General features: G+C 60.9%; 14 protein-coding genes. 5 read left to right on the forward strand and 9 right to left on the reverse strand.

Going from position 1 to position 17,361, the window contains the following annotated elements; all coding sequences use genetic code 11:
- Positions 1 to 31: 31 nt before the first annotated feature.
- The 6 genes from M2447_RS02520 to M2447_RS02545 all read right to left on the reverse strand — a co-directional run bounded on the left by M2447_RS02520 (position 32) and on the right by M2447_RS02545 (position 6,857).
- On the reverse strand, positions 32 to 1,147 hold the full coding sequence (locus M2447_RS02520; RefSeq protein WP_277509324.1) for an ABC transporter permease: 1,116 nt from the start codon (positions 1,145 to 1,147) through the stop codon (positions 32 to 34).
- Positions 1,148 to 1,255: 108 nt separating this feature from the next.
- Complete coding sequence (locus M2447_RS02525) at positions 1,256 to 2,419, reverse strand: ABC transporter permease (RefSeq protein WP_277557265.1); 1,164 nt, start codon at positions 2,417 to 2,419, stop codon at positions 1,256 to 1,258.
- A 147-nt stretch (positions 2,420 to 2,566) separates the two neighbouring features.
- Positions 2,567 to 3,142, reverse strand: a complete 576-nt coding sequence (locus tag M2447_RS02530; protein WP_277557266.1) for a transposase — start codon at positions 3,140 to 3,142, stop codon at positions 2,567 to 2,569.
- Between the two features lie 155 nt (positions 3,143 to 3,297).
- A complete protein-coding gene (locus tag M2447_RS02535; RefSeq protein ID WP_277557267.1) occupies positions 3,298 to 5,103 on the reverse strand; it encodes an ATP-binding cassette domain-containing protein in 1,806 nt (601 codons plus the stop codon).
- Between the two features lie 66 nt (positions 5,104 to 5,169).
- The gene (hlyD, locus tag M2447_RS02540) at positions 5,170 to 6,177 is read right to left on the reverse strand and encodes a secretion protein HlyD (protein WP_277557268.1); all 1,008 of its coding nucleotides are present in this window, start codon (positions 6,175 to 6,177) and stop codon (positions 5,170 to 5,172) included.
- Positions 6,174 to 6,857, reverse strand: coding sequence for a CerR family C-terminal domain-containing protein (locus M2447_RS02545; protein WP_277557269.1), 684 nt, complete (start codon positions 6,855 to 6,857; stop codon positions 6,174 to 6,176). The genes hlyD and M2447_RS02545 overlap by 4 nt, the downstream gene beginning before the upstream one ends.
- 206 nt (positions 6,858 to 7,063) lie before the next feature.
- On the opposite strand from M2447_RS02545, the gene M2447_RS02550 reads away from it, so the two are divergent.
- Positions 7,064 to 7,726 (forward strand): energy transducer TonB, encoded by a 663-nt coding sequence (locus M2447_RS02550; RefSeq protein WP_277557270.1) that lies wholly within the window; start codon positions 7,064 to 7,066, stop codon positions 7,724 to 7,726.
- 138 nt (positions 7,727 to 7,864) lie between these two features.
- On the opposite strand, the gene M2447_RS02555 is transcribed toward M2447_RS02550, so the two are convergent.
- The 3 genes from M2447_RS02555 to M2447_RS02565 are packed head-to-tail and all read right to left on the reverse strand — an operon-like array spanning position 7,865 to position 10,736.
- Entirely contained in the window at positions 7,865 to 9,430 is a 1,566-nt protein-coding gene (locus M2447_RS02555; RefSeq protein ID WP_277557271.1) for a BNR-4 repeat-containing protein, read from the reverse strand.
- A 38-nt stretch (positions 9,431 to 9,468) separates the two neighbouring features.
- Positions 9,469 to 9,936: a transcription elongation factor gene (locus M2447_RS02560; RefSeq protein WP_277557272.1), complete on the reverse strand. Its 468-nt coding sequence runs from the start codon at positions 9,934 to 9,936 to the stop codon at positions 9,469 to 9,471.
- Between the two features lie 8 nt (positions 9,937 to 9,944).
- Positions 9,945 to 10,736, reverse strand: coding sequence for a 4Fe-4S binding protein (locus M2447_RS02565; RefSeq protein ID WP_277557273.1), 792 nt, complete (start codon positions 10,734 to 10,736; stop codon positions 9,945 to 9,947).
- 124 nt (positions 10,737 to 10,860) lie between these two features.
- On the opposite strand from M2447_RS02565, the gene hemB reads away from it, so the two are divergent.
- From hemB to M2447_RS02585, 4 genes are all read left to right on the forward strand, one after another.
- Complete coding sequence (gene hemB / locus M2447_RS02570) at positions 10,861 to 11,886, forward strand: porphobilinogen synthase (protein WP_277557274.1); 1,026 nt, start codon at positions 10,861 to 10,863, stop codon at positions 11,884 to 11,886.
- A 137-nt stretch (positions 11,887 to 12,023) separates the two neighbouring features.
- A complete protein-coding gene (locus M2447_RS02575; RefSeq protein WP_277557275.1) occupies positions 12,024 to 12,923 on the forward strand; it encodes an ABC transporter ATP-binding protein in 900 nt (299 codons plus the stop codon).
- 36 nt (positions 12,924 to 12,959) lie between these two features.
- Positions 12,960 to 14,312 (forward strand): ABC transporter permease, encoded by a 1,353-nt coding sequence (locus M2447_RS02580; RefSeq protein WP_277557276.1) that lies wholly within the window; start codon positions 12,960 to 12,962, stop codon positions 14,310 to 14,312.
- Positions 14,313 to 14,544: 232 nt separating this feature from the next.
- Complete coding sequence (locus tag M2447_RS02585) at positions 14,545 to 17,334, forward strand: beta-galactosidase (RefSeq protein WP_277557277.1); 2,790 nt, start codon at positions 14,545 to 14,547, stop codon at positions 17,332 to 17,334.
- Positions 17,335 to 17,361 lie beyond the last annotated feature (27 nt).

Genomic DNA, 17,361 nt, shown 5'->3' on the forward strand with positions numbered 1-17,361 from the left:
GTCGCGAGGCGAGGGTGGGGAGGTGATTGCCTCACGCGGCTTTTTTGCGGAAGAGCACGGCGGCGCTGGTGAGTGTGATCGCACAGATGACGAGCAGCGGCCAGGCGAGTTGCGCGGCATGGGCGACCGTGGCGTCTTTCAGGTAAACCGCCTTCACCACTTCCATGAAATGGCGGATCGGGTTTATCCAGGTTATATGTTGCAGCCACACGGGCATGTTTTCAATCGGGGCGGCGAAACCGGAGAGCATCATCGCGGGCATCATGAACGCGAACATGCCGAGAAAGGCCTGCTGCTGCGTCGCGCAGAGCGACGAGACGAAGAGGCCGACTCCGGCGAGCGCGAGCGCGTAGAGGATGGTGCCGAGGCAGAGGATGACGAGGCTGCCTTGAAACGGAACGTGGTAAATGAAAACGGCGGCGAGCAGGATGAGCGCGGCTTGGAATGACGCGATGAGGATCGCCGGCACGATTTTGCCGGCCATGATCATCTCCGGCGTGTAGGGGGAAACGAGGAGCTGGTCGAAGGTGCCTTGCTCGCGTTCGCGCGCGACGGAGAGCGTCGTGACGATGAGCACGCCCAGCGTCGTGATGAGCGCGATGAGGCTGGGCATGATGAAGTTGATGTAGTCGAGATTCGGATTGAACCAGTTTCGCACGACGAGCTCGGAGGGCGCGGTCGCGGTGTTGCGCGCGGAGGCGAGGTCACGCTGGTAGTCTTGCACGATTTGCTGGATGTAGCCGGCGGCGATTTGCCCGGCGTTGGTGCGGCGTCCGTCGAGCAGGATCTGGAGTTGCGGGGCGCCGTTTGCGCGCGCGATTTGCGCGGAAAAATCGGACGGTATGCGGACAACGGCAAGCGCGCGCTGATGCTCGATGGTGTCGTTGAGTTGTCGCGGGTTGTCGATGTCGATGAACTCGGTGAAGGTGACGGCTTGCGCGCGGAGGCGTTGCGTGAGCTCGATGGCGGCGGGTCCCCGGTCCTGGTCGTAGATGGCGAGCGCCGCGTTTTTGATTTCGAGCGTGGCGGCGAGCGGGAAGATCGCGACTTGCAGGATCACAGGCATGATAAGAAGCATCCGGCTTTGTTTGTCGCCGAGGACGATTTGAAGCTCCTTGCGGATGAGTGTGATGAGGCGGCGGAACATGGTTAAATGCGGAATGTGTATTTCGGAATGCGGAGTGGGTTTGAGGTGAGATATGAGTTTGGGAATGCGGTGATTTTCATTCCACATTCCGCAATCCGAATTCCGCATTCATTCGAGGCGTTTGCGGGTGAGTTTGGCGGTGAGGCCGAGGAAGAGCGCGGCGGTGCCGGTTAGGAAAAGCAGCGGGTAAAGCAGGGTGCGCCAGGAGTCGCCGACTTGGAAAAGCGTCTGGATTGAGGTCACAAAATAACGCGCGGGTATGACGCTGGTCACGGCGCGGATGGGCGCGGGCATTGAACTGATTTCAAAGAGAAAACCCGAGAGCATCATCGCGGGGAGGAATGCCGCGATGAGGGCGATTTGGGCGGCGTTGAACTGGTTGCGCGTGGCCGTTGAAAACAGCAGCCCCATGCCGAGCACGCTGAGCAGAAACAGCGAGCCGCAGGCGAGAAGGGGCGGCAGCGAGCCGCGGAATTGCACGCCCATGACAAAATGCGCCACGGCGATGCAGAGCAGGAGCACGATTATGCCGAGCAGGTAGTAGGGGATTATTTTGCTGAGCAGGATTTCGAGGCGCGAGACGGGCGACGAGAGAAGCGATTCCATCGTGCCGCGCTCCCATTCGCGCGCGACGACGAGCGCGGTGAGCAGCGCGCCGATCACGGTCATGATGAGGGTGATCGAGCCGGGGATGAGATAGTTGCGGCTCTCGGCGCTCGGGTTATACCAAAATGTGCTTTCGATGGAGATCGCGGGCGGCATGGGTTGGCCGCGGGCGGCGGCGCGCTGCGCGAACCAGTTTTGCCATGCGCCGCGCGCGTAGGCCTGGACGAAGTTTGCGGTGTTGGGTTCGGTGCCGTCGGTGATAACCAAAAGCGGCGCGGGCTCGGGCGGCTCGCCAGCGGTGAGCGCGGATTCGGCGCGGCGTATTTTTGCGGAAAAATCGGACGGAATCACAACGAAGCCGCGAATGCGCGAGCGCGTCAGCGCCTCGCCGGCGAGGGCGGGCGAGGCGTAATCGGTGACATCAAGATAAGGCGAGCCGGTGAGGCTGGCGGCGAACTGGCGCGCATCAGCCGAAGTGTCCTCGCAGATGAGCCCGATGCGCGTGACGCCGGTGTCGAGATTGATGCCGTAGCCGAAGATGAACAACATGACGACGGGCAAAATAAACGCGATGAGAATGCTCGTCGGATCGCGAACAATCTGAAGCGTTTCCTTGCGGCAAAGCGCGCGCAGGCGGCGGAGGGAAAATGACGAACAAATGTTCATGGCGAGTGAGGTGCCTTTTTTTGGAGTGCGGTGGCAAAGCGAAGCGGCGACACCGCTTTGCTGTGCGTGCGCAAACCAATAATCGGGAAATGCTCAAAGCGGCGTCGCCGGCCTGCGGCCTCTGCCGCCGCACTCCAAAGAGGGAAATCAGCGTATCGGCTCATATTCATCGGGAACGTTTACTTTGTCGGTTTTGAAACTGTAGATGGTTTTAATTTGCGAGGCACTTGCTGTGGTTTCGAACCATCCGGCGGAACACCAAGGATACTGGCTGGCAACCGGAACCAAACCGTGTTTCACGGGATTTTGATGTGTGTAATTGAGGCGCGCGTGATACGACTTTTCGTAAGATAAGCGCGTCTCCCAATAATTGTGCCAGACTTTGCGCGCCGGCATGTCGTCCAGTTTGTTTATCCACTTTGCTGTTTTCTCGTGCAGCAGGGAGATCATCGCGCGAAGGCTGTTCGCGTCCTCGGATTTCTCCGGCGCATGGGCGACAAAGTGATAGTGGTTTGAAAATATCGCCCACGCCTCAAGTGTCCAGGCATGCTCGGCGGAAACTTGAAGAAGTCCGCGTTGCAACACGTCGAGGCGTTGTGGTTCTTGAAAGTAGTGTTGTTTGTTATAGGTGCCGGCAGTGACAAAATACGTGCCTGCCTCGCGCAGTCTGTGCTCCGGGGCATGCGGCCATGAGATGGCGTGAATGTGACGTGTTGTTTGCATTGGGGTGAGGACGTTGGTGATTAATCATTCGGAATGCGATGACGGAGGGAACGCAAGCGGGCGACGATACCGCTTTGTTATGGGTGAATGGGAAAGCTGGCGTAAGTTGCTCAAAGCGGTGTCGCCGCTTCGCTCTGCCACCGCACTCCGAAGTTTCATGAGCCGCTCCTTTCCACGAGCGCGATAAACGCATCCTCCATCGTCGGGGTTGGGTTTTCGGCGCTGGCGGCCTGGCGTTTGAGGTCCTCGGGCGTTCCGGTGGCGATGAGCTTGGAGCGGTAAACCAGGCCGATGCGGTCGCAGTATTCGGCTTCGTCCATGAAGTGCGTCGTGACCATCACCGTGACGCCGCGCTGAACCGCCGCGTAGATGTGCATCCAAAATTCGCGACGCGTGACGGGATCGACGCCGGAGGTGGGTTCGTCGAGGAAAAGTATGTCGGGGCCGTGCATCACCGCGCAGGCGAGCGCGAGACGTTGCTTGTAACCGAGCGAAAGGATGTCTGCTTTTGTGTTGTGATAGGGCGCGAGATGAAAGCAGTCCGTGACGGCGGTGATGGCGTCGCGTTGCGCGGCGCCGTGGAGTCCGTAGGCGCCGGAGAAAAACGAGAGGTTTTGCGCGACGGTGAGGTTTCCGTAGAGCGAGAATTTTTGCGCCATGTAACCGATGCGCTGACGGGCGCGCGCGGGACTGTGCGCAAGGTCGATGCCCGCGGCGCTGGCTTCCCCGCCAGTCGGCTTGAGGAGTCCGCAGAGCATTCGGAATGTCGTGGATTTGCCCGCGCCGTTGGGGCCGAGGAGTCCGTAGATTTCGCCGCGCTTGATGTTGAGGTTGATGTGGTCGGCGGCGGTGAAGCTGCCGAACTTGCGCGTGAGGTCGCGGGTCTCGATCACGGTTTTTCCGTCGCGGGGAATGTCGCGAAGGATGCGCGTGAGCGATGAATTGCCGGATTGCGCGCCTCCGAGAATGTCCATGAACGCGTCCTCGAAACGCGGGGCGGCGGCGGAGGCGGCGGCGATTTCGCCGCCTAATGAAGAATGAATAATGGATAATGAAAAATGGGGCGCTGCCGCGCCGGTGGTGGAGTCTTGCGGGCTGTTGGCTTGGGCATTTTCCATTCCACATTTTTCATTCTTCATTAGCGCGGCATCACCGCGCGTAACGATTCTGATGTTTTGCGCCTGGATGGTGGCGTCGAGGATTTGCGGGTTCGCGGCGAGTTCGGCGAGTTTTTCGCGGCGGGTTTCGGCGGGGGCGGCGATTGTGAAACAGCGGCCCTCCATGCGGCGGGTGAGGTCGCGGGGCGGGCCGGCGTAGAGCGGTTTGCCTTCGTTGAGCAGGAGGACGTCGTCGCAGCGTTCGGCTTCGTCGAGATAGGCGGTGCTCCAAATGATCGCGATGCCGTCGGTGGCGAGTTCGCCGACCATGCGCCAGAGTTCGCGGCGCGAGATGGGATCGACGCCGACGCCGGGCTCGTCGAGGAGGAGCAGGCGCGGCGTGCCGAGGAGCGCGCAGGCGAGGCCGAGCTTTTGTTTCATGCCTCCGGAAAGTTTTCCGGCGAGGCGGTCGGTGAAGCGCGCGAGGTCGGTGAACTTGAGGAGACGCGCGAAGGTTTCGTCGCGTTCGGCGCCGACGACATTTCGCAGGTCGGCGTGGAAGGTGAGATTTTCGATGACGCTGAGGTCTTCATAGAGGCCGAACTTTTGCGGCATGTAACCGATGATGCCGCGCAGTTCGGCGGCATCGCGAAGCGGGTCGCGCTCGAACACGCGAATCGCGCCGGAGTCGGGCGCGAGGAGTCCGGCGATGAGGCGCATGAGCGTGGTTTTGCCCGCGCCGTCGGGGCCGACCAGGCCGGTGATGCGGCCCGTGTGGATGGCCGCATTGACGCGATCAAGCGCGGGCGCGGACATGCCGGCGAAGCGTCGCGTGAGATCGGTGATGTGGACGGCGGGGGACATGGGGAAAGGTAAAGTGTGAAAGGTGAAAACCGGCGGGCTGAATTGCCTGTGTGTTTTTTTCACCTTTCACCTTTCTAATTTCTCATTTCCAGCGGGCGCAACGCGCACGCTGACGGGCATTCCTTGCCGGAGCATGTTGTCGGGGTTTGTGACGGTGATGCGGAGGCGATAGACGAGCGTGGTGCGCAGGCTTTCGGTCTGGACGGTTTTGGGCGTGAACTCGGCGCGCGGCGAGATGTGGCCGATTTTGCCCTCGTAGGGTTTTCCGGGACGCGAGTCGGTGAAAACATCCACGGTCATGCCGGGCGCGATTTTGCCGAGGTCGGGTTCGTTGATGTAGGCGCGCAGCCAGACGGGGTTGTCGAGCGAAAGCGTGAAGACGGTTGCCCCCGCCTGCGCGATGGCGCCGGGTTCGAGCGCGCGCGTGGAAACGGTGCCGGCGGAGGGGGCGGCGAGTGTTGTATCCGACAATCGGATACGCGCGGTTTCGAGCGCGGCGCGGTTTTGCGCGACTTGGGCGCGGGCTTTTTCGATGTCCTCGGCGCGATACCCGGCGAGCATCAGGTCGAGGGCGGCCCTGGCGGACTGGAGTCGCTTTTCGGCGGTGAGGACGGCGGTGGCCGCATTGTCGTGGTCTTGCTGGGTGGCGGCGTTTTGCCTGAGAAGCTCGGCGATGCGCTTTGCGTTGACCTGATTGTTTGCGAGCGTGGCTTCGAGTTCGTTGACGGTGGCCCGGGCCTGCGCGATTTCCTCGACGCGGTAGCCCGCGGTGAGGCGCGCGAGCTCGGCCTCGGCGGCGGCGAGCGCGGCACCGGCTTGCGCGACTTCCTGCTCGTAGGGCGCGGCGTCAATGCGGGCAATTGTCTCGCCGGGCGCGACGGGGTCGCCCTCGTCCTTGAGGATTTCGGTGACGCGGCCGGAAACGCGAAAGCCGAGATTCACTTCGCGGATATCGACATTGCCGTGGAGCGTGAGGTGCGTGGCGTCCTGTTTTTCGAGGGACGAGTGCCAGAACCACGCGCCCAAGCCGGCGGCGGCGGCGAGAAAAAGAATGAGGGGGATTTTGCGTTTCATGTGCGTGCGGGTTTGGCGAGTTTGTCGATGTTTTCGCTTAAAATGGCGGAGATCGTAGCGCGGGTTTGTCGGTCCAGCGTGTTCTTTCCGAGCCGGCGGCAGATCGCGGCGTTGGCGAACACGAATGAGAGGATTTGCCCGAAAAGCATGTGCGCGCGGATAATGCACTCCTGCGTTTCGGGGTTTCGTCCCGTTGCGATGCCAAAAAGCCGGGTGACCGTTTTGTGCAATGTCTCCATGCCGCTGCCAAACACGATGTCGAAACCGGCGGTGGGTTGCGTTTGCTCCCGGACAATCAACCTGGCGGCCAGCAGTATTTCACCCGAACTCAATGCGTTGTTTGCAAAGCCGCCCAGCAGCGTCTTGAGCATGTCGCGGGCGTCCGCGCGCGACGGATTCTGGATGCGCTCGTCCCCGTATGCGGCGGTGAACCTGTCCAGGGCGGCCTGCACGCGGTTCACCACGATGGAGCGAAGGAGCTCCTTGTAGAGCCGCTCCTTGCCGCCGAAATGATAGGAGACAAGGGCGACATTGGTGTTTGCGTCGCGGGCGATGTCGCGGATGGAGGCGCCGTCGTAGCCGCATTCGCCGAATATCCGGAGCGCCGAGGCGAGAAGTTTTTCGCGCGCGGTCTCTGGGGCGGCCGACGGAGCCGGTTTTGCGGAGGATGTCCGGGTCATGGCCGAATGGATTTAAACGATTGTTTAAATCAGTCAATCATTTGTTTAATGCCGGTGATTTAGCGCACACATGGATGGGTGTGGAGCCTCATCCGGGGGCGAAACAAAAAATGAAATAAAATTTTAATAAAACGCCGGCTGGCGCGTTGTCATGGTGAACGCAGAGACCAACCAACAACCACTCCAGGAACGAAAGGCATAACATCATGATCACCCGATTCATCATACCGGCCACAATCACCGGAACCGCATGCGCGGCCTTGTTCTTCGTAAATCCCGCCGAGCAGCAGCAGCCGCCCAAGAAGAAAGCCGAACCCATTCTTATCACCTTTCCCCCGCTGCCGCCAGTGCCTCCCCCCAAGACCCAGGAGGACGATGCAAAACCAACAATCGACGTCAGGGATATCAAACCGACGCCGATGCTCTCGCCCGTGATTTCCACGAATATCGACCCCGCTTTTGTCACGCCGTTCAACCCGATCATTCCCACTCCGGACTTCACGGGCGGCATCACCATGACGCCGCCGACTGGCAATTACGAAGATGCCGCAAATGCCGGACGGAAACTGGCCGACACATTCCGGCTGGTGGATCTCGACAACAGGCCGCAGACACTATTCCAAGCCTCGCCGGAGTATCCCTACACGCAAAAGAACACGGGCAATCCGGGCGAGGTGATCGTGAACTTCACCGTAGATGAGCGCGGTCATGTGCAGGATGTGCTGGTTGTGAAATCTTCGCATCCGGACTTTGACGCGCCGACGGTGCGCGCGGTCAGCAAGTGGCGTTTCGAGCCGGGCCGCAAAAATGGCAAGCGCGTCAAGTTCCGCATGAGCGTGCCGATCGCATTCAACCTTAACGACGTTTGAGCAAGCACGGTTTTGGTTCCGTGATGGAGTGAGACAAAGGGGACGGAACAAAGGCGCGGGTGTCGCAATGATGCCCGCGCCTCTTGCGTATTTGGTTTTTGAATACCAGGCGGCCTTGCCGGAATCCGGGCTGAAAACTTACCGGGGGGCTTGAGAGGCGGCGGGCAATAATTCGGGACGCGCCTCGTCGCCGGACATTTTGTAGGGGAGTCGCCAGGTTTTTGTGCCGTCGGAATTGGTGAAATACAGGCGGGACTCGCTGAGGCGCGAGGGATCCCCGTCGGCCCAGAATGCGTAAAATGGATCGGCGGCAAGCTCGGGGCGGCGGACATAGCTGTGGTTGAACTCGCTGGAGTTGGTGACCTTGCGCTCGCGTTTCCACGAGGCTCCGCTGTCATTGCTTGTCCATACGGCGACCTCGCCGCCGGTGCCGTGGCGCTGCGGGCCGGGTTCCGTGGGGGCGATGATTTTCCATGTGTTGCCATCCACGTAGACGCTGCCCATGTCGTAGTTGTGGCCGGAGGTGGTGACGATGCGGGTTTCCCATTTGCCGTTTGTCCAGTGCATCAGAAACCATTCGCGCGGGTCGCCCCTCGGGCCGGGTTCGCCGGCGCGGCTGACGATGCAGAGCAGGATGGGGTTTCCCGACGCGTCGAAATTGAGGTCGCAGGTATACATGAATTTTCCCTGCGATTTCAGGTCGGCGAGCAGCGCGGGGTTGGCGGGATCGGTCAGTGGAAGTTCGAGGGGCTGGCCGCTTGCGGTTGTCCATGTTTTTCCGGCGTCGGTGGTCTGCGCGTAATAGATGTTGGTGCGGCGATCCACATGGCTTTCGGGGTGGTAGTTGAAAAATGTCGCGTATTTTGTGACGCGTTTTCCGTCGGCGTCGACGCCCGTCCATCGTCCGCTGGTTTGATAGTGTCCGCCAAAGGCCGCGAGCGGTTGATCCTCGCTCCAGGTGCGTCCGTCGGGGCTTGTTTTCCAGAAGAGGTTTCGTGCGGGGCCGTTTTTGGTGGCGCGAAAATATTTTGAGAACAGGAGGAAGAAACCGCGGCCTTCATCCGGGCCGTGCCAGACTTGCGGATAAGTGAAACTCTGCCGCTCCACGCATTCAAACTCGCCGATGTCGTAGGGGCGCGTGCTTCGGAAAACGATGCCTGGGCGTCGTCGTCCGCGTCCGCTTTTGAATACCCATATGTGTCCGTCGGAATCGATCTGGATGGAGGCGTTGTCGTGCGGATCCTTGACGGACGGGTCGGCGTAAAGCGCGACGGGGCGCGGAACAGTTTTCCTTTGGTGGTCGTAGTAGGAAACCATGATGACGAGGTTGCGCTGGTCGCGCGCGGTCGTGGCGCCCCAGGTGAAAAATGTCTTGTCCACCGCCGGCGCGTAAACGGCCAGGGGCTGGTGATTGGCGGTGTAGGTGCCGAGGCCGCCGGAATACTTGTCACCGTATTCAAACTTGAATCCGAGCGTGAACCAGATGCCGCGATAACCGTCGGCCCTTATGGATTTGCGGATGGTTCCCGCGGGAATCGCGGGCGAGGTTTTTTTCTTGGAATCGTAAACAAACGTGGCGCGGTTCGCAGTGTCGGTTTGCGCGTCAGGCGTTTTTTCAGCGGGAGCGGCGTCCGTCGCACGGACACCGGGCAATGCGAACGCGAGGAACGCGAGCGCGAGCGCATTGATATGAGAGCGGGGCATGTTTTTTTGTGGGTTGTCGCGGAGTTTTCCGGCGGCCCTCACACGATTTCAATCACGCGGAACGAGCGGCCGGGGAGGTGGATGACGTCGTCGATATATTTGCCGAGCAGTTCGCTGCCGAGCGGGGACTGGGGGGTGACGATCATGATGGTTTCCCCCTGGAAGGCGAACTCCACACCGCCGTTGCGGGGGCCGAGAAAATATTTCGAGGGCTTGCCGCGAAGCTCGAGCGTGATCACCGCGCCGACGGCCACGGGCTGGCCGATTTCAAATGCGGGGAGGTCCAGGGTTTTGTAGAACTCGATGTTGTCGCGTATTTCGCCGGCGAGGTTGGCCTGGCTTTCGGCGAGATAGGCGGCTTCCTGGCCGTGTGTTTCGTATTTTGTGGTGGCCTTGCTTTCCTCGTGGGTGGCTTCTTCGCGCGCCATGAGGGCGGCGCGTGAAAGCATGTCGAGGTCGGCTTGCAGTTTTTCGAGGAGAGCCTGTCGGAGAATGTTTTTGTCCATTGGTTTTTTTAGATAAAAATTTCGGGTTCGCGACGAGTCATAAAAAGTGTTTCGAGCCGGTTGACCGTTGCAAGAATTCGCGGGTCTTCCATGTGGCGCGCGTCGTTGGGGCAGACTTTTACGCAGTAGCAGCAACTGATGCATTTATCCTTGTCGGTCAGGCGCGGATTCTGGCGGTCAATCGCCTCCGTCGGGCATCCTTCGACGCACGTGTGGCAATCAATGCAGTTGTCGTTTGCGACGGGGGTGATCCCGGAATTAACAACGGGTTTTTCGTAGGGAAAATGTCCGGGCACGTCGACTAGGCCGCTCGCGTCCATCGTTGCGGATGCGTGGGCTTGCGCCTTTTGCAGGAAGCGGGCGCCGAAGCTGTTTCCGGCGGTGGCATCGTCAGCGTCGGGACGGTTGGCGGCGACCTTGCCTGTGTAGGAATGCTCGCCGAGAAACGCGCCCGCGGCGATGGGCATGAAGCCGGCGGCGATCGCACAGTTTTTCAATTCGATGAGCGCGTCGTCGTAGTGGCGATTGCCATACACGGCCACGATGGCCGCGGGGGTTTTGTCCGCGGTGATGCCGGCGAAAAACTCATTTGAGATGCCGGGCAGCCGTCCGCCGTAGACCGGAAGCGCGATGACAACGAGGTCTTTGCTGGAGAAGTGGTGCGGCTGCTTGCGGCTGGAAACCGCGGTGCGGTCGATTTCCTGAAGGGGCAGGGCGATGCCCGCCGCGATGTTTTGGACTGTGCGCCGCGTGGTGCCGGTGGGACTGAAATAGACGAGGCTGAGTTTTTCGAAGCTCATTGTGTGTTGTCAGATTGAGTGCTTTTTGGCGCGGGGCGAGGGATTTTTATCTGGTGCGCGCGTTTGTGTTCGCGCACGAAAAATCGAATTGGCGAAACCGTGTTCCGGCGGTTTTATGCAAAACATGCCTTCCCAGCCTTCCTCCGGTTTCAAACTTGATTTGCCTGCGCGTCCGCGCCGGCTGCGCCGCAACGCGAGTGTGCGCGCGCTTGTGGAGGAGACCGTGCTGCGTCCGGCGGATTTTATCGCGCCGCTGTTTGTGATCGACGGGAAGGGCGCGCCGGAGCCAATCGCCTCGATGCCGGGCGTGGCGCGTTTTAACGTCGCGGATTTGGTGCGGGAGTGCCGCGCGCTTTGGAAACTCGGCGTGCCGGCGGTCGCGTTGTTTCCCAAAATCGACGCCAGGCTCAAGGATCCCTCGGGCTCGATTGCGCTTGATGAGGACGCCTTGGTTTTGCGCGCCGTGCGCGCCGTGAAAAAAGCGCTGCCCGGGCTGGTCGTGATGACGGACATAGCGCTCGATCCTTACACGAGTCACGGGCACGACGGTTTGCTTTCTGACGATGGACGCGAGGTTCTGAACGACGCCACCGTGGAGGTGCTCGCAAAAATGGCCGTGCTGCATGCGCGCGCGGGCGTGGATTTTGTCGCGCCGTCCGACATGATGGACGGGCGCATCGCGGCGATTCGCAAGGCGCTCGACGCGGAGGGATTTGATCAGACCGCGATCATGGCGTATTCGTCGAAATTCGCGTCGGCATATTACGGACCGTTTCGCGACGCGGTCGGCAGCGCCAAGGCCGCGGGCACGAGCTTGCTCGACAAGCGCACCTATCAGCTCAATCCCGCCAACCGCCGCGAGGCGATTGCCGAGGCGATCATCGACGAGGGCGAGGGCGCGGACATCCTGATGGTGAAACCCGCCGGCCCTTATCTGGACATCATCCGCGACGTGCGCGAGGTCACTCGCAAGCCGCTCGCCGCGTATCAGGTTTCGGGTGAATACGCTCAGCTGCATGCCGCCGCGAAACTCGGCTGGCTCGATCTTGAGCGCACGAGCATGGAGTCGGTGCTCGCAATCAAGCGCGCCGGCGCGGACATGATTCTGACGTATTTTGCCAAAACTCTGGCAGTGCGCTTGAAAGCGTGATCGCCACCAACAGCCGCGCAGTTTTCCCGAGTGATTCGCGTGGATGCCAAACGCGCGAAGCGCGAAAAAAATAAAAAAAAGCTGTTACCTTGTCCGGCAGGCGCGGTTTATAGGGGACAACAAATAGTCCCGCATTAATGCTTTCCATACGATCCATCACCAAACGCTTCGGCGGGTTCACCGCGCTGGACGAGGTTTCCCTCGAAATATCCCCGGGCGAATGTTTCGGCCTGCTCGGGCCAAACGGCGCCGGCAAGACGACGCTCATGTCGCTCATCGCCGGGCTTCGCAAACCGGACGGCGGCATGATTTCGCCCGGCAAATCCGGCGCGCGCGCCTCGCTTGGCTTGGTGCCGCAAAACGTCGCGCTCTACACCGACCTGACCGCCGGGCAGAACTTGGAAATCTTTGGCAAGCTGCAGGGATTGCGCGGCGCGACATTGCGCGAGCGGGTGGGGGAGGCGCTTGAGGCCGTGCAGCTTTCGGAACGCCGCAAGGATGTCGTGAAAACATTTTCGGGCGGCATGCAGCGCCGCCTTAATCTTGCCGCGGCGCTCCTGCACCGACCGGGGTTGCTGCTTTGCGACGAGCCGACCGTCGGCGTCGATCCCCAGTCGCGCAACGCCATCTTCGACTACCTCGGGCAACTCAATCGCGACGGGCTCACGATCATTTATTCCACGCATTACATGGAGGAGGCGGCGCGCCTCTGCTCGCGCATCGGCATCATTGACCACGGGAAAATCCTCGCGCTCGGCACGCTCGACGAGCTGCTTGCGCTGCTGCCGTTCGAGGACGAGATCATTTTTCCAAACACATCCGAAACGAAACTTTTCGCAGAGCGCATGGCGCCGCATGGAAAACTTGTTTCGGAAAATGGCGCGCAATATCGATTCTTTCCGCAGCTTAAACTCTCGGAGTTTTACCGGCGCGCGGAGGAACTCAACCTGCCCGCGCGACTTTTCGCGCAGCAACGTCCCACGCTCGAGGCGGTGTTCTTGCACCTGACCGGGCGCACCTTGCGCGACACGAAATAAACCGGCGCGAACCACTCACCCCTGATTTTTTGAAGCATGTCCATCATCCTCACTTTGCTCCGCAAGGAATATCTGATTTTCAAGTGCGATCGCGCCGCGTTCGCGCTCACTTTTCTCGTTCCGGCGCTGATGATTTATATATTCGGCATGGTCTTTGGCATTAATCGAGCCGACACCGGCCCGAGGGGAATTCCCCTGGCTGTCGTCAACGAGTGCGACAATCCGGCCGCGCGGCACCTGGTCGATGTGCTGCGCGCCGAAAAGGGTTTCAGGATAATCACCACGACAACGCCGGACGGCGGCGCGGAGCGCGAGCTTGAGGCGGGCGACTTGAAACCGCTCATGCGCGACAATGTGTTTCGTTTTGCAATCGTGATTCCCTCAAACCTGATTGAAACCAGCTCGCCCGGCGTGAACCTGAAACTGCTTTCCAACCCGCGCAACGAGATCGAAACACAAACAGTCAATGGCCTGCTGCAAAAATGTATTTTTTCAAACGTCCCCCAACTGCTCGGCCAGTCGATGCAAGCCAGCATGAAATCGATGCTCGGCGGCGCGGGGAAGGACAAGTTCAACCGCAACATCGCGGGCGCCATTTCAGAATCGTTTGGCGTCAATGAATCCGAGGTGCTCAGGGAGCTTGAGGCGGGCAACTTCGGATTCGACCGGATGACCTCCCGCGACGGGGACGCCGCCGATGGCGGAAAAACAAAGAAAGGCAATCCGCTCGGCGAACTAATAAAAATCGAAAACGAGCAGGTGGTCGGCAAGGATGTGAAAAGTCCCGCGGCGGCGCGCAATGTGGGCGCGTGGGCGGTCATGTTTCTCCTGTTTTCGGTCTCCCATCTGGCGATCACGCTTTTTGAGGAGAAACGCGCCGGTTTGCTTCAACGGTTGATGTCCTCCTCGGTGCGGCCCTCGCATGTGCTGTGGAGCAAATTTTTGTTCGGTGTGCTTCTCGGACTTGTGCAATTGATGGCGCTTTTCTGCGCGGGCCGCTTGCTATACGGGCTGGATATCGTCTCGCACTTTGGTCAGCTCCTGCTGATGAGCGCGGCTGCCGCGGGGGCATGCGCGGGCTTCGGAATGTTGATTGCGTCAATCGCCCGCACCTCCGCCGCTGCGGGGTTCCTGACAACACTTTTGGTGATGCTGATGAGCTGCCTCGGCGGCGCATGGGTGCCGGTTTCGTTCATGCCGGAAGTCGTCCAAAAAATCAGCGTGTTCACGATTCCTTACTGGGTCATCGAGGGATTCATGCAAGTATTCTGGGAGGGCGGTTCGCTCGCGCGACTCGCGCCGACAGTCGGCGTGCTGTGCGGCATCACACTCGCCGCGATGAGCGTGGCCTGGTGGCGGTTCAAACGCGGGACGATTTTTGAGCCCTGAGCGGCGCGGCCGACGGGACTTGAAACATGGCGTGGCGGGCGAGCTTGGCTTGCGCGACCCGGAAGGTCATTGGCCGGTGCAATATGCACCGCGGCGTTGCGTTGGAATCATTCGGCATAATTTGCAACATCCCGTCGCTTTTGTTTTCATACTGTTACTGCCCATGATGAAACCGCGCATTTTTTATAATTTTCCGGAAGGTGTTTTTTTAACGCTGGTTTTATTGTGCGGCGTGTGCGTTTCCGGCACCGCGCAGACATTTCGCTCGTCCGACAAGTCCCCGCCGCCGAGGGCCTCGACAACAACCCCGTCGGGAGCGCCGCGCGATTTTTCGAATCTCGCCTATGGGGACTCGCTTTCCAACAGCGGCGCGGCGGGTGACGGCGCGTATGCGGTTACGATTCCGCTCACCACCGGGGCGATGACGCAGCTCGCGCAACAATCCGCCGTCGTAGTTGCCAGTCCGGGCGCGGACACCAATCCCGCCGGCGAGGTCATTTCCGCCACGCGCTCCAGCCTTACCATGAACGCCAATCCATGGACGCCGGTCATGGGCGAGTTTCATTATTCGCGTTATCCGGCGGCGGAATGGCGCGACGAAATCCTCAAGATGAAATCGGGCGGCATCGACATCGTGGCGACGTATGTTTTCTGGATACACCACGAGGAAATAGAAGGGCGCTTCGATTGGAGTGGAGATCGCGACTTGCGGCGCTTCGTGCAAACATGCGGCGAGCTGGGCATGCGCGTGATGGTGCGGCTCGGCCCGTGGTGCCACGGCGAGGTGCGCCACGGCGGGCTGCCCGACTGGCTCGTGGCGAGCGGTTGCCGGCTTCGTTCCGACGACCCGCGCTACATGGACAAGGCTCGCATTCTCTACAGCGAAATCGCCGCGCAAATCGACGGCCTGCTTTGGAAAGACGGCGGGCCGGTGATCGGCGTGCAGCTTGAGAACGAATACCGCGGCCCCGCCGAGCACCTGCTCGCGCTCAAGAAAATGGCAATCGACGCGGGCATGGTCGTGCCGCTCTACACGCGCACCGGCTGGCCCGCGCTAACGACGCCGATGCCGCCGGGCGAAATCGTGCCGCTCCACGGTGTTTACGCGGAGGGATTTTGGGATCGTGAAATCACGCCGATGCCGGGCAACTACTGGACGGGGTTCCGTTTCACGACGCTGCGCGTTGACAGCAACATCGCGAACGAGGCGCTCGGGCGCGACAACGTCGCCGACGATCCCGATGTCGCGTCGTATCCCTACATGACTTGCGAGATAGGCGGCGGCATGATGAGCTCGTATCATCGGCGCATTCTTATAGACCCGCGCGACATTGAATCGACCACGCTCGTCAAGCTCGGCTCCGGCAGCGTGCAACCCGGCTACTACATGTATCACGGCGGTGTGAATCCCGAGAGCGCGACCGGCGTCACGCTTCAGGAAAACCAATCCACTCGCTTCACAAACTGGAACGACCTTCCTGAAAAAAACTACGATTTCCAAGCCCCCCTCGGGCTCGGCGGCCAGGTGCGCCCGCACTACCACCTGCTGCGCCGCCAGCATTTGTTCATGCACGATTTTGGCTATCTGCTTTCGGGGATGCCCACCGTGCTGCCCGCCAACCGCCCCGTCGGCAAGGACGACAAACGCACGCTTCGCTGGGCGATGCGCTCGAATGGCCGCTCCGGTTTCATCTTCGTCAACAACTACCAGCGCCAACAATCCATGCCGATCCATCGCGGCGTGCAATTCGCGCTCAACCTGCCCCCGCTCGAATCCGTCTCGCCGCTCCCGGGCAGCGCGGACGCCACGCGCGCCGCGGGACTGTCCGGCACCACGCCCGACGCCGCGCGCCGCGCCGCCGTCGCGCAAGCCGTGAGCAAGCGCATGGTGCCGGTCGCGCCGGTGGACATTCCCGCGGACATATCGTTTTTCTGGCCCTTCAACTTCGACCTCGGCAACGGCGCCATCCTCGCCTACGCGACCGCGCAGCCACTCTGCTTTGCCGACACACCCGACGAAAAAGAGCGCGTCTATTTCTTCTCGGAAATCCCCGGCATTCCGCCCGAGCTTGCGTTCAACGACCTCACCGTGCGCGACGTTAGCAACGCCTCCGGGCGCCAGCGAAAAGGCGACGGCCTCGTGCGCATCACCAGCCCGAAAAGCGGCCACTCGCCCGCGATCACGCTGCGCTCTTACGACGGCAGGGCGATCAGCATCGTGATTCTTTCCTATGCCGATTCGCTCAACCTCTACAAACTCACCTGGGGCGACGAGGACCGCGTTTTCCTCTCAAAACATCCCGTCACAATAGACACCGACGAAACGCTCCGCGTGCACACGCCCTCGCCCGATTCGGTGGACGTGCTCGTGTATCCGCGCCCCGACCCCAACGCGCCCGGCGCGAAAAATGGGACAAAGTTCGCGCGATGGCTGCTCACATTCCTGACCGGCATTCAGGCCGGCGAGGGCGTGTTCGCAAAAATCACCGTGCCCGGCGCCGCAAACCCCGCGCTCGCAAAAGTCGCCGCGCCCCGTGCCGGGAAAATACGCGACGCCGGCCCGCCTCGCGAAATCCCTCTCGGCAAATCGCCCCGACCCGTCCCCGCCGCGCCCGCGGCCGCGGATTTCGCCGCCGCGGCCGCATGGAAAATCACACTTCCCTCCGGAGTCTGGAACAATCCGACCGAGCCAATCCTGCGCATTCACTACACCGGCGACATCGCCCGCGTGTTGCTTGACGGAAACCCAATCCTTGACGATTTCTACAACGGCCACCCGCTCGACCTGCCGCTCGCGCGCCTCGCCGGAAAACTCGACACCGGCGCGCAACTCACCCTGGAGATATTACCGCTGCGCAAAGACGCGCCGATACTGCTCCCGAACAGCGCGTTCCCGCGCTTTGGCCCGCGCGCGTCGGTAGCCGAACTCGGCAAACTGGAAATCCTGCAAACCTTCACGCACACCCTTGTGCCATCGATCAACGACGGCACGAGCGGGAGCGAGGAGAAGGACGAGCCGTGAAAATGAAGTGAGGCGGCAACGCGCGTA

Origin of the sequence: Ereboglobus sp. PH5-10, from assembly GCF_029504735.1 — a bacterium.
In the GTDB taxonomy this organism is placed as follows: Bacteria; Verrucomicrobiota; Verrucomicrobiia; order Opitutales; family Opitutaceae; genus Ereboglobus.

Excerpts from the sequence above, each read along its gene's own strand:
- M2447_RS02520 (WP_277509324.1), bottom strand. The coding sequence starts at position 1,147 with ATGTTCCGCCGCCTCATCACACTCATCCGCAAGGAGCTTCAAATCGTC.
- M2447_RS02525 (WP_277557265.1), bottom strand. The coding sequence starts at position 2,419 with ATGAACATTTGTTCGTCATTTTCCCTCCGCCGCCTGCGCGCGCTTTGC.
- M2447_RS02530 (WP_277557266.1), bottom strand. The coding sequence starts at position 3,142 with ATGCAAACAACACGTCACATTCACGCCATCTCATGGCCGCATGCCCCG.
- M2447_RS02535 (WP_277557267.1), bottom strand. The coding sequence starts at position 5,103 with ATGTCCCCCGCCGTCCACATCACCGATCTCACGCGACGCTTCGCCGGC.
- hlyD (WP_277557268.1), bottom strand. The coding sequence starts at position 6,177 with ATGAAACGCAAAATCCCCCTCATTCTTTTTCTCGCCGCCGCCGCCGGC.
- M2447_RS02545 (WP_277557269.1), bottom strand. The coding sequence starts at position 6,857 with ATGACCCGGACATCCTCCGCAAAACCGGCTCCGTCGGCCGCCCCAGAG.
- M2447_RS02550 (WP_277557270.1), top strand. The coding sequence starts at position 7,064 with ATGATCACCCGATTCATCATACCGGCCACAATCACCGGAACCGCATGC.
- M2447_RS02555 (WP_277557271.1), bottom strand. The coding sequence starts at position 9,430 with ATGCCCCGCTCTCATATCAATGCGCTCGCGCTCGCGTTCCTCGCGTTC.
- M2447_RS02560 (WP_277557272.1), bottom strand. The coding sequence starts at position 9,936 with ATGGACAAAAACATTCTCCGACAGGCTCTCCTCGAAAAACTGCAAGCC.
- M2447_RS02565 (WP_277557273.1), bottom strand. The coding sequence starts at position 10,736 with ATGAGCTTCGAAAAACTCAGCCTCGTCTATTTCAGTCCCACCGGCACC.
- hemB (WP_277557274.1), top strand. The coding sequence starts at position 10,861 with ATGCCTTCCCAGCCTTCCTCCGGTTTCAAACTTGATTTGCCTGCGCGT.
- M2447_RS02575 (WP_277557275.1), top strand. The coding sequence starts at position 12,024 with ATGCTTTCCATACGATCCATCACCAAACGCTTCGGCGGGTTCACCGCG.
- M2447_RS02580 (WP_277557276.1), top strand. The coding sequence starts at position 12,960 with ATGTCCATCATCCTCACTTTGCTCCGCAAGGAATATCTGATTTTCAAG.